General features: G+C 68.3%; 10 protein-coding genes and 1 tRNA gene. 6 read left to right on the top strand and 5 right to left on the bottom strand.

Annotated features, from left to right (window positions below; translation table 11 throughout):
- Positions 1 to 520: 520 nt before the first annotated feature.
- From ACS04_RS37605 to ACS04_RS22705, 4 genes are all read left to right on the top strand, one after another.
- Positions 521 to 1,012 (top strand): SMI1/KNR4 family protein, encoded by a 492-nt coding sequence (locus ACS04_RS37605; protein WP_158977453.1) that lies wholly within the window; start codon positions 521 to 523, stop codon positions 1,010 to 1,012.
- A gap of 406 nt (positions 1,013 to 1,418) precedes the next feature.
- Positions 1,419 to 1,494 (top strand) — tRNA-Asp (locus ACS04_RS22715).
- A gap of 340 nt (positions 1,495 to 1,834) precedes the next feature.
- Complete coding sequence (locus tag ACS04_RS22710) at positions 1,835 to 2,398, top strand: hypothetical protein (protein WP_158977450.1); 564 nt, start codon at positions 1,835 to 1,837, stop codon at positions 2,396 to 2,398.
- Complete coding sequence (locus ACS04_RS22705; protein ID WP_078865168.1) at positions 2,395 to 5,064, top strand: DEAD/DEAH box helicase; 2,670 nt, start codon at positions 2,395 to 2,397, stop codon at positions 5,062 to 5,064. The genes ACS04_RS22710 and ACS04_RS22705 overlap by 4 nt, the downstream gene beginning before the upstream one ends.
- Positions 5,065 to 5,157: 93 nt before the next feature.
- On the opposite strand, the gene ACS04_RS22700 is transcribed toward ACS04_RS22705, so the two are convergent.
- Together ACS04_RS22700 and ACS04_RS22695 are read right to left on the bottom strand one after the other, a co-directional pair.
- Complete coding sequence (locus ACS04_RS22700; protein WP_158977447.1) at positions 5,158 to 5,769, bottom strand: hypothetical protein; 612 nt, start codon at positions 5,767 to 5,769, stop codon at positions 5,158 to 5,160.
- Between the two features lie 110 nt (positions 5,770 to 5,879).
- Positions 5,880 to 6,494 (bottom strand): SMI1/KNR4 family protein, encoded by a 615-nt coding sequence (locus tag ACS04_RS22695; RefSeq protein WP_245236496.1) that lies wholly within the window; start codon positions 6,492 to 6,494, stop codon positions 5,880 to 5,882.
- 104 nt (positions 6,495 to 6,598) lie between these two features.
- Here ACS04_RS22695 and ACS04_RS37600 point away from each other — a divergent pair.
- A protein-coding gene (locus ACS04_RS37600) for an IS5 family transposase (protein WP_425337837.1) occupies positions 6,599 to 7,395 on the top strand; the annotation gives its coding sequence in 2 pieces (ribosomal slippage) (positions 6,599 to 6,941 and positions 6,941 to 7,395; 798 coding nt in all).
- A gap of 239 nt (positions 7,396 to 7,634) precedes the next feature.
- On the opposite strand, the gene ACS04_RS22685 is transcribed toward ACS04_RS37600, so the two are convergent.
- The 3 genes from ACS04_RS22685 to ACS04_RS22675 form a co-directional block, all read right to left on the bottom strand.
- Complete coding sequence (locus ACS04_RS22685; protein WP_048478545.1) at positions 7,635 to 8,507, bottom strand: alpha/beta fold hydrolase; 873 nt, start codon at positions 8,505 to 8,507, stop codon at positions 7,635 to 7,637.
- Positions 8,500 to 9,525 carry an NADP-dependent oxidoreductase gene (locus ACS04_RS22680; RefSeq protein WP_048478544.1) on the bottom strand — a complete coding sequence of 342 codons (1,026 nt, stop codon included), beginning with the start codon at positions 9,523 to 9,525 and terminating at the stop codon, positions 8,500 to 8,502. The genes ACS04_RS22685 and ACS04_RS22680 overlap by 8 nt, the downstream gene beginning before the upstream one ends.
- Positions 9,526 to 9,778: 253 nt before the next feature.
- Entirely contained in the window at positions 9,779 to 10,471 is a 693-nt protein-coding gene (locus ACS04_RS22675) for an SDR family oxidoreductase (protein WP_048478543.1), read from the bottom strand.
- Between the two features lie 108 nt (positions 10,472 to 10,579).
- Here ACS04_RS22675 and ACS04_RS22670 point away from each other — a divergent pair, with 108 nt between their 5' ends.
- A complete protein-coding gene (locus ACS04_RS22670; RefSeq protein ID WP_048478542.1) occupies positions 10,580 to 11,140 on the top strand; it encodes a TetR/AcrR family transcriptional regulator in 561 nt (186 codons plus the stop codon).
- Positions 11,141 to 11,291 lie beyond the last annotated feature (151 nt).

The raw sequence follows: 11,291 nt of genomic DNA, 5'->3' as shown, positions 1-11,291 counted from the left end.
CCCGCGGAGCGGGTACCTGAGCGCTGCGCGCTCAGGAGAGAACGGCCTCGCTGCGCTCGGCCTGGGCGCCTTCGGCGCCTAGCCCTCCGCTTCGCTCCGGGCAGTGGCCGGCCCTTCGGGCCGGCGTCCTGCGCTGCGCTTCGGACTGGTTCGGGACTCCGCTTCGCTGCGTCCCGAACGGCCTGCTTTGCAGGCCTGGGTGACCCCGTTTCACGGGGTCGGGTCCTTCCGCCTGTTGGGCGGGTCCGCTTCGCTCCCCCGCCCCGGGTCCTTCCGGCGCCTCCTGCAGTGACCAGCCCGCTCCGCGGGCAGCTCACTGCAGGAGGATTGGGCCCGTCAGCTCCTGGTGCTTGGCAAGGGCAGGGCCTATGGCGCCCTGCTGTCACAGAGGGCTCGTAGGGTGTCGCCACACCAGACACCCGGAGACCAGATGTCAAGCCACCCAGGCATACGTGCACTTTCAGACCTACTTATACCCTGCGGACAAAGCAGTGACGGAGCCCCCCACGATCTGGCCGGAGTGGCAGAAGCGGAGCAACGACTCGGGATACGCCTGCCCTCGGATTACATCGCCTTCATAGAGACCTACGGGTCCGGCGGAATCGGCGAAGACCCACTGTGGATACCCCCGCCATACGGACCGCCCGGAACCGACAGCGTGGCCGGCAGCGCTGAGCTCTTCTGGGAACAAGCGCCCCAGCACTATTCCCATCTGCTGCCGCATGACATCAGCGCCGACAAGCTGCTCCGGTGGGGATTCATAGAAGACGGAACCCACCTGTTCTGGCTCATGACAGGCAACGATAGTAACGCCTGGCCAATCGCCGATCTCTACGAGGACGGCGGCCCACTCACCATCCACGAAGACGGATTCGCAGCCTACGTGCAACGCTGGTGCACCCCCACACCCGGCCCGACCCAGGAACCAGTGCAATTCATACACTGGCGCGAATACAACCGCCTCCTGGACGAAGGCCTCAACCCCGCCACGGGCTTCCCCTGGGCCCTATGAAGAACCAAACCCACCCATAACCCCTGGAGCGGGGCCTGGGGACGCAACCGCCAAAGCCGAGCCAGGGCTCGTCCTGCGAGCCGGGGGTCCTACCTGCCCTTCGGACTGGTTCGGGGTTTCGCTTCGCTGCACCCCGAACGGCCTGCTTCGCAGGCCTGAGTGACCTCGTTTCACGGGGTCCGGGTCTACCGCCCGTTGGGCGGGTCCGCTCCGCTCCCCCACCCCAGGTCCTTCCTCGCTCCGCCTCCAAGACCAGCCCGCAGCGCGGGCGGCTGGCAGCGGTGACGGGGTTGTCGCGGACGGCTTCTGACTTGCCGAACTTCCAGGGCTCAGCCGGGGATGATCTGCTGGGCCCCCGCTGCACAGGCTCCCGGCGGTGGTGCATAGGCTGTGCCCACCGCGGCGGGGGGACTGTAGCGCAGAGGTAGACGCGCCCTCTTGTCAGGAGGGGATGACGCCGGTTCGAATCCGGCCTGTACCCCCGCCGTGCGTATTCCGACAGTCCTGCGGCAGGGTGGCGGCAGTTCTGCGCGGGCTTCGAATCCGGTCACTCGAGCCAAGTCCTCCAACGCGCCGGCTCCTCGCACGCCCCCGATTCAAGAGCTTGCCGATACGCCTCCTTCCAACTGGTCCCCCCACCAACAAACAGAACGCACTCCTGAGGTGCGGGCTGCAACCCGTACCAACAGGCGGATATCACAAACACCATCAGGAACGCGGCAAGGGCATGCCTCCACGTTTAGTGGCTGCCTCAGTCTGATGCAGCATGTACCGTTGGCAAAAACGGGCCTCATGTGGTGGATTTTTGAGGAGCGGAGCTGGATGCCTGTCTATGAATACCATCCTGATGAATTGGCGCGGGTTTCTGTGGTCAGGTGGGCCACCGGGCTCACTTTGAGGGAGGTGCAGGAACGGCGTCGGGCTGCCCAGGACCGCGAGGACCGGGCGCTCGCTGCACCACAGGAGCCGCGGAAGCCGTCCGAGCTGGACATCGCCTTGTGCCAGAGGCTCGAATGGACCCGGATCGTAGGGCTCATGACGGAGCAGCGGATGGCTGTGTACTCCCCGGACGAGGACCGTCGAGTCGCCCGCCGGGAAGAGCAGCGTGCGCAGCGGATGGCTGCGGAGGCTGCCTGGAGCGAACAACGTGAAGATGGGCTGCCGGTGGAGGTGCGGCGGCACCGCGTCTACCGGATCACAGCCCGGGCGACCGCCCCTACTGCGGGGGAAGAGGTTCTGGTCCGCCATGTCTTCGCGGCCTCCGGCCCTGCGGCCGTCGAGCAAGCCCGAAGCATGTTCGGCAGGCCTGGCAGCATTTACGAGGACGGCGAGTACCGGATTATGTCCGTCGAGCAGGTCCTTCCCGAACCGGGGGAATTCTTTTGATCCAGCTCCGAGAACACCAGGTAGATCAGAAATCCGCGTTTCGTAGGTGGGTTGGATTCCCTGCAAGGTCGGCTGTGCGCCCTCAGGGCGCCCGGGGCACAATCGTGTCAGCAACCGGATCGGGCAAGACAATCACGGCCGCCGCGTCCGCGCTGGAGTGCTTTCCCGACAGCCGGATCCTCGTCACCGTCCCCACCCTGGACCTGCTCGCCCAAACCGCCCAGGCATGGCGCCTGGTCGGCCACCGGGCCCCGATGATCGCCGTCTGCTCCCTGGAGCACGATCCCGTGCTCAACGAGCTCGGGGTGCGGACCACCACGAACCCGATCCAGCTCGCCCTGTGGGCCGCCTCCGGTCCGGTCGTCGTGTTCGCCACGTACGCCTCCCTCGTGGACCGCGAGGACATCCACGGGGCCGGGGTCGATGGCCTGCGGAAGATCCGCGGGCCCCTGGAGGCCGCCTTGGCGGGCGGGGAGCGGCTCTACGGGCAGCAGATGGCGGGCTTCGACCTCGCCATCGTCGACGAAGCACACGGCACCGCCGGCGACCTCGGACGCCCGTGGGCCGCGATCCACGACAACACCCGAATCCCCGCCGACTTCCGTCTCTACCTCACCGCCACCCCGCGCATCCTCGCCGCCGCCCGGCCGCAGAGAGGTGCCGGGGGTGAGGAGCTGGAGATCGCGAGCATGACCGACGACCCGAACGGCACCTACGGGGCCTGGCTGGCCGAGCTGGGCCTCTCGGAAGCGATCGAACGGGGGATCCTCGCCGGATTCGAGATCGACGTCCTGGAGATCCGCGACCCCGCCCCCATCCCCGGCGAGACCGAGGAGGCGCAGCGGGGCCGGCGCCTGGCACTGCTGCAGACCGCCCTCCTGGAACACGCCGCGGCCCACAACCTACACACGGTCATGACCTTCCACCAGAAGGTCGAGGAGGCGGCCGCGTTCGCGGGGAAGCTGCCCCAGACGGCGGCCGAGCTGTACGTCAACGACGCCACGGACGCCGATCTGGCGGCCGCGGAGAAGCTGCCGAAGTCTTCGATCGACGCCGAGTTCTACGAGCTGGAAAACGGCCGTCACGTCCCGCCGGACCGGGTGTGGTCCGCGTGGCTGTGCGGGGACCACCTCGTCACCGAGCGCCGCGAAGTCCTGCGGCAGTTCGCAGGCGGCATCGACGCGAACAACCGGCGCGTACACCGGGCCTTCCTCGCCTCCGTACGCGTCTTGGGCGAGGGCGTCGACATCACCGGCGAGCGCGGTGTAGAGGCGATCTGCTTCGCCGACACCCGCGGCTCCCAAGTCGAGATCGTCCAGAACATCGGCCGCGCACTCCGCCTCAACAAGGACGGGTCCACGAAGATCGCCCGGATCATTGTGCCGGTCTTCCTGGAGCCCGGGGAGGACCCGACCGACATGGTGGCCTCCGCGAGCTTCCGCCCTCTTGTAGCTGTCCTCCAGGGCCTGCGATCTCATGACGACCGACTGGTCGAGCAGCTCGCCTCCCGCGCCCTCACCAGCGGCAAGCGCAACATCCACGTCCGGCGCGACCAGGACGGGCAGATCGTCGGCACCGGTGGCGAGGGCGAAGACCAGGAGGACAACGCCGACACCGCGGCCGAGCAGGCGCTGCTGCACTTCTCCAGCCCGCGCGACGCGGCCACGATCGCCGCGTTCCTGCGCACCCGCGTCTACCGGCCCGAATCCCTGGTGTGGCTGGAGGGCTACCAGGCCCTCATCCGGTGGCGGGCGGAGAACGAGATCACCGGCGTCCACGCCGTCCCGTACGACACCGAGACCGAGGTCGGCGTCACCAAGGCGTTCCCCCTCGGGCGGTGGGTGCACCAACAGCGCAAAGCCCTGCGCGCCGGCGAACTCGAGGACCGGCGCAAGACCCTCCTGAACGCTCCGGAAGCCGGGATGGTGTGGGAGCCGGGCGAGGAAGCATGGGAAGCCAAGCTCGCCGCACTCCGCTCCTACCGGCGAGCCACCGGACACCTCGCACCCCGACAGGACGCCATGTGGGGCGAGGACGACGAGATGGTGCCCATCGGGCAGCACATGGCCAACCTCCGCCGCAAGGGCGCGAAGAACGGCCTGGGCAAGGACCCGGACCGGGCCGCCGTGCGCGCGGCACAGCTGACCGCGATCGACGAGGACTGGGACTGCCCCTGGCCGCTGGACTGGCAGCGCCACTACCGGATCCTGGCCGACCTGGTCAACGCCGACGGCGTCCTGCCCCACATCGCGCCGGGCGTCGTCTTCGACGGCGACGACATCGGACGATGGCTCCAACAGCAAAAGCAGCCGGCCACCTGGGCGCGGCTGCTGCCCGAGCAGCAGGCACGGCTGACCGCGCTGGGCGTACAGCCCGACCAGAAGCCGTCTCCCGCCCCCGCGGACAGCCGCGGGGCGAAGGGGCCGAGCAAGGCGCAGCAGGCATTCCAGCGGGGCCTGGCGGCCCTCACGCAGTGGGTCGAGCGGGAAGGCACCCACCGGCCCGTCCCCCGCGCCCACGGCGAAGAGATCGCGGTCGAAGGTGAGGCCGAACCGGTCGTCGTGAAGCTGGGCGTATGGGTCTCCAACACCAAAACCCGCCGCCACAAACTCAACCAGCTGCAGTTGGACGCGCTCCGGAAGCTCGGCATCGACTGGGCGCCATGAGCGCCGGGCAGCAGCCGGGCGCCGACGCGGACGGGCAGGAACTGGCCTGCATCGATCACAAGAGCGCTGCCGCAGCAGCGTGGCAGGACCGGTTCAATCCATGCTCTGCTGAGGACGACGCGGGAAAGGGGTCTCCAGGTCTCGCTTGATCGCTTCATCAAGGGCAGCGCGCAACGGAGCGACTTCCTCGTTCCACTTCCTGACGCGGTACTCCCGCATCGAGCCGTAAGGGAAGCTTGCTATCCCCGATCGGTACAGCCTCACGGCTGCGGAGTACGCGTCTGGCGCAGCCACCATGTGTACGAGGTGCTGGAGCTCATGGATGACATAGATGGCTTCCCGCGTTTCCGGTAGTACGTCCGCTTCTGAGAAGACCAGACGCCTCACCTGGTCTACCGCTTGCTGGAACTGCTCGTAAACCCCCCTGCGGGAGTCCCACCGCCGCATCTCCCACTCGAACTCTGCCTGCAGCTGCGCCTGTTCCAGTGCGTTTCGATGAGACCCCTCCGCAAGTTCCAGGGCACTGCGATGTGACGCCTGTGCCGCCTCCATAGCAGCTCGGTGGCTGGCCTCCGACTGCGCCAAGGCCGTGCGATGGGCGGCTTCTGCCTGTTCCAGCACGGTCCGTTTCTGCAGACGGGCGACTATCAAGGTCACGGGGATACCCGCAAGGGCGCACAGCGCCGCGATTCCAGCCAGGTCCATGACACCCATGCTCGACCACAACATCCCCTCCGTCAGGGGAACCAGCACGACGCCGGACTCGAGAGCTGAACCGGCTCGCGCTTTAGACGTCGTCTCGTTTGGCTCGGAACTCACATGTTTCGGGCCGGGCCGTACGCCTCGCGGGTCCGCTCGTCAGGTCCCGTGGGGAGGTACTCCAGCAGGACGGGACCGGGGTGCAGGACCGCGCTGGCCCAGCCGGCCATCTCTTCCCCCATCAGGTAGCGGTACAGCCACTCGGCGAAGTCCATGGCGTGGCCGACCCAGTCGCTCTCCGAGCCCTGGACCACGATTCCGTCGGAGTATCCGTGGACCTCTGGAGCCAGGAAGACAACGGCTCCCTGGTCCGTGCTGGCAAGAGGGATGAGGCCGTCGGAGGAACCGAAGGTGATCTGCGGACGGTTGCAGATCACTCTCGGGTCGGCGTCTGGTTCCAGGTCGTCGGACTCCCATGACCGCCACTCGGACCAGCCTTCCGCCTCCGACCGGATCTCCTGGCCCAGGTTCCGCCATGCACAGGCCGGGTGGGCCGAAAGATAGAGGATCCCGTTGAGCTGGACGGGGGCGTACGCATCGACGATCGCCTTGTAGTCGTCGGGCAGCCTTCTGCCGATCTCCTGCTCCAGGTGCAGCCAGGCAGCAGGCTCGTCGTAACGGTTCTCCGCTGGGCCGAGCATGGCGAAGACGGCCTGCAGATAGTCGGTCATGGCGGTCATACCCCTCGGAGACGCTGGCCGGGAATGGCTGGTGCCAGCATCGAGCACACCTCTTGTCGACGGTTGGCCGGGGTCCTCGTTGTCTTGGCATGGAGATGGTGCGGCAGCTGGTCCCAGACAGTTTGTGGGAGCTCTTCCTTCGGGTGATGCCCGTAGCGCGGGTACGTCCACAAGGCGGCGGACGTCGCAGGGCTGACGACCGCGGAGTCTTGGCCGCGATCCTCTTCGTTGCCACGTCCGGCTGCACATGGCGGCAGCTTCCACCCATGTTCGGCGCGTCCTGGCAGACCGCCCACCGCCGATTCACGTACTGGACCGAAGCCCGGGTTTGGGCCAAGCTCCACCGCATCATCCTTGACGAGCTGGGTGCCGCCGGGGAACTGGACTGGTCGAGGTGCGCGATCGACTCAGTGAGCCTGCGGGCAGTAAAAGGGGGCCGCTGACGGGACCGAATCCGACCGACCGCGGCAAACTCGGATCGAAGATCCACCTGATCACCGACCGGAATGGACTGCCTCTCTCACTGGGCGTCTCGGGCGCCAACATGCACGACAGCCTCGGCCTGGAGCCGCTCGTGCGCGGGATTCAACCGATCCGTTCTCGCCGTGGACCCCGCCGACGACGGCCTGCGAAACTGCAAGCGGACAAGGGATACGACTATGTCCACTTGCGCCGATGGCTTCGCAAACGTGGCATCCGCCACCGCATCGCTCGCAAGGGCATCGAGTCCTCGCAACGCCTCGGCCGCCACCGGTGGGTAGTCGAGCGCACTGTGTCCTGGCTTGCTGGGTGCCGACGGCTTCACCGCCGTTACGAACGCAAGGCCGAACACTTCCTTGGGTTCGTCGGCATAGCCGCGACCCTCATCTGTCACCGCCGCCTCACCAACTGAGACGTCGTCTTAGACGCAGGTGCATTCTGCGGCACCAGCCTGGTTCTCAACCAACCCGCAACAACCCCAGACCAACCCGCGACTGACGTCGCAAACCCCGTTCTCACACAACCTGCAACATCCCAGCTCACCAAGCCACAGATATCGCAACTGCCCTACCCCTCAGCCACACGTTGTGGGTGCATGAGCGATTCCGCTGCGGAGCTGCACGCGCTGTGTGTCAGCGCCGAATGCCGATGTCAGCTGTCGGTGTGGAGGTGGGCTCGCACGGCGTCGACGAACTCGTCGACGTGTTGGAAGACGCCGCCGTGCCCGGCCCCTGGGTAGATGATCAGCGTGCTGCCGGGAATGCGGGCGTGCATGTCGTGGGACAGCTCGGTGGGGACCATGCGGTCGTGGTCGCCGTTGGCGATGAGCGTCGGGGCGCCGATGCGGGAGAGGTCCTGCGGCTCAGCCCGGCCCCAGCCCCGGATGGTGGTGATCTGGCGGTGAAAGGACGACAGCGTGATGGGGGCGTCGCGGTCCATCACGCGCTCGCGCAAGCGCGCGAGGTAAGCCTTGGCTGCCGCCTTGCCCGCTGGAGTGCGGGGAAAGAACAGGAACTCCTTGGCATCGGTGCGGGCCATCGCGGCACGAGCCATGTCCCAGTAGACGTAGGCTCCACCTGTCGGACGGTCGATGCCAGTGCCCCCGGCGGGGCCGGTTCCGGCCAGGACGAGGCGGCGCACGAGCCCCGGCGCATCGAGGGCCACCTGCTGGGCGACGAAGCCGCCGAGCGAGAATCCGAGCAGGTCCATCTGGGTCAGCCCGAGGGTGGTCACGAACCCCTCCGCCGCACGCGCCATCGCGGCGACGGTGCCTGGGACACGGCCGGTGGATCCGCCGACCCCGGGGAGGTCGAGCGCGACGATGCGGCGGTCGCGGGCGAGCGCGTCGACAAATCGGGGATCCCACTCGTCGAGCGTGGCGCCCAGGTGAGTGAGCAGGACCAGCGGGACGCCGTTCTCGGGGCCGAGGTGGCGGTATACGAGCGTGTTCGAACCTACGACGATGTGGCGGTTGGGCGCCGTGGCCCACGTGGTCGGGCGGGGACGGACGCTGGACTCAGCCACGGCTGGTCACCGCCTTCGGGTCGGTGGTGACCAGGACCTTGCCACGTGTGCCGCCGGCCAGCGCCTCGTCGAGAGCCCGCGGGGTCTGGCCGAAGGGGAGCACCCGATCGATGACCGGGCGCAGCACCCCATCGTCGACCAGTTCGGCAACCTGGCGCAGCGCGGCGCTATCGGGTGTGATGAACAGGAAGCGATAGGTGACCCCGAGCGCGCGTGCCCGGCGGCGAGTACGGGCACTCAGGGCCCGGATGGCGAGCCGGACGACGGGGTTGACGCCGACGCGCCGCGCGAAGGCCGGGTCGGGCGGGCCCGTGATGCCGATGACGGTGCCGCCGGGGTGCAGCACACCGAGGGAAGCCTGCAGCGTGGCTCCGCCCTGGGTGTCGAGGACGAGGTCGACGGGCGTGCCGGCGAGGCTCTGCGCGAGGTCGTCGTGGCGGTAGTCGATGACGATGTCGGCACCAAGCTCTCGGGCGGCTGCGATGTTCGCCGTCGAGACGGTGGTGGCGACGGTGCAGCCCAGGTGCTTGGCAAGCTGGATCGCGACCGATCCCACGCCACCGGTCCCGCCGTGGATGAGGACGGTTTGGCCCTTCTTCACCTTGCCCATCTCGACGAGGGCCTGCCAGGCCGTGAGCGCGACGACTGGAAGCCCCGCGGCCTCGACCAGGCTCACAGACCGGGGCACGGGTGCCATCGTGGCGGCGTCGACCGCGACGAACTCGGAGAAGGTGCCCGTGGCCGCCAAATCGACATAGCCGTACACGTGGTCACCCACGGCGACGTCGCGTACCGCGGAGCCGGCCTCGACGACCTCGCCGGAGAGCTCACCGCCCATGACTTTGGGTAGCCGGAACGGGAAGATTGCCTTGAACTCCCCGGTGCGGAGCCGCTCGTCGGCATGGTTGACGCCCGACGCGACCATGCGCACGAGCACCTCATGGGGGGCGGGGACCGGTACGGGCATCTCGACCTCCCGCAAGGGGGAGCCGTACCTCTCGAGGACGAAGGCCTTCACGGGAGCACTCCTAGCGAAGCGTTTCTGGGGGCGGGTATCTGGGCGGCGGGCGCATCCCTAATGGCCGCCGTACTTTTTGAGAGAGTTTGTGCTGTTCTGGCTGCGGCGCGGGCGCGTTGCGTCCTCAGCCGCGTTCACTCATCAGGCGACCGGCACGGCTGGGGCGATGACGCGGTCCTCGACGCGCGGACGGCTACCAGTTCGGGGGCGGAGGGGGTGGGAAGGCGGCCGCACCGGGGTGGAGGGGTGGGCGTCAGCCCGCGTTCGGCTGGGGTGCCACGGACAGGGTCTGCTTGACGTACCGGCTGGTCTCGTCGGCGAGGATCTCGGGCAGGCCGGCCTCGATGCCGTAAAGGGCCTGGGCCGCGACGTCGGCGGCGGCGACCTTCTGATCGGCAGGTACGCCCGCGGCCATGTCGGTGTCCATGTAGCCGACGTGCAGCGCCGAGACGGTGATCCCGCGCGGTGCCAGCTCCTCACGGGTCGCGTCGCTCAGCGCCCAGGCGGCGGCCTTGGAGGCCGCGTAGGAGCCGAGGCCGGCCGGGTGGTACCAGGACAGGGCGGACAGGACGTTGAGTACGGCGCCGCCGCCGTTGCCCTCGATGACGGGGGCGAAGGCCCGGGTCGCGGCGAGCGGGCCGAAGAAGTTGGTCTCCATCTCCCGGCGCACCTCAGCCACGTCGCCTGCGATCAGCGTCACGCCGGTGGAGATGCCCGCATTGTTGATCAGCAGTGTCGCGTCTGACGCCACGCGGGCGGCCTCCCGTATCGACGCCTCGTCCGTGACGTCCAGCCGCAGCGGGATGACGCCCGGCACGTCAACCGCCTCGGGGCGTCGGGCCGCGCCGTACACCTTCGCGCCACGCTCGACGAGCTGGGCTGCCACGTGCCGCCCGAGCCCCCGGTTTGCGCCGGTGACGACCGCGACCGCGTTCTTGAGTTCCATGCCTGCTCCTGACGGGTGCCGACGGCAACCTACACGAATTAGATTACGCAATCAATCTAAACATGGAGTTACGATAGATGCCAATCGTCATCCAAACGGAAGGTGGCCATGGGCCGCGTATCGCAGGCGAAGGCGCAGGAAAATCGCAGGCGGGTGGTGGACACCGCCTCCCGGTTGTTCCGGGAGCAGGGCACGCAGGTCAGCGTCGCCGACCTGATGAAGGCGGCCGGTCTGACCCACGGCGCCTTCTACAAGCAGTTCGCCTCCAAGGAGGCGCTCGTCGACGAGGCCACCGCCCACGCCTTCGCCGAGCTCGCCCGGCGCCACAGCGAGGGACTTGAGCGGTATGAAGGGCGGCGCGACGCCGCCCAGCAGGTGCTGATCGACACCTACCTCTCCGTCGAGCACCGTGACGGCCCGGCGGACGGCTGTCCGGTCGCCGCGCTCGCCTCCGACATCGCGCGCGAAGGCAGGGGACGTGAGGCCCGTCGCGTCTACACCGAGGGGGTTGCCGACTTCGCCGACTTCCTCGCCACCGACGACCAGGACGGCATCGCCCGCCTCTGCACCCTGTTCGGAGCGCTGGTCCTGTCCCGGGCCACCAACGGCTCCCCGCTCTCCGAGGAGATCCTCGCCGCCGCGCGCGCAGCCTTGACCGAAGCAGGCTGATCAAGGGCGCGTCGCGGGTGTCCGCGGCGCGCGCCAGCGGCGGAAGGATTTCGGCGGCGGGCCGGCCCCGGTGCGTACGCGCGAGCTCCGCGAAGGCCTCCTGATACGGGGCGCCGCAGGTGCCGGAGCTATCGGTGAGCATCCGGTCCAG

The sequence above is a fragment of the Streptomyces roseus genome (assembly GCF_001044425.1).
Classification (GTDB): domain Bacteria; phylum Actinomycetota; class Actinomycetes; order Streptomycetales; family Streptomycetaceae; genus Streptomyces; species Streptomyces roseus.
Note: the sequence above shows the minus strand (reverse complement) of the source record. Positions and strands in the feature narration are given on the sequence as shown.

Bases quoted from the DNA above. Each gene is read 5' to 3' on its own strand.
- ACS04_RS22710 (WP_158977450.1), top strand. From the start codon at position 1,835: ATGCCTGTCTATGAATACCATCCTGATGAATTGGCGCGGGTTTCTGTG.
- ACS04_RS22700 (WP_158977447.1), bottom strand. From the start codon at position 5,769: ATGGACCTGGCTGGAATCGCGGCGCTGTGCGCCCTTGCGGGTATCCCC.
- ACS04_RS22695 (WP_245236496.1), bottom strand. From the start codon at position 6,494: ATGACCGACTATCTGCAGGCCGTCTTCGCCATGCTCGGCCCAGCGGAG.
- ACS04_RS22675 (WP_048478543.1), bottom strand. From the start codon at position 10,471: ATGGAACTCAAGAACGCGGTCGCGGTCGTCACCGGCGCAAACCGGGGG.
- ACS04_RS22670 (WP_048478542.1), top strand. From the start codon at position 10,580: ATGGGCCGCGTATCGCAGGCGAAGGCGCAGGAAAATCGCAGGCGGGTG.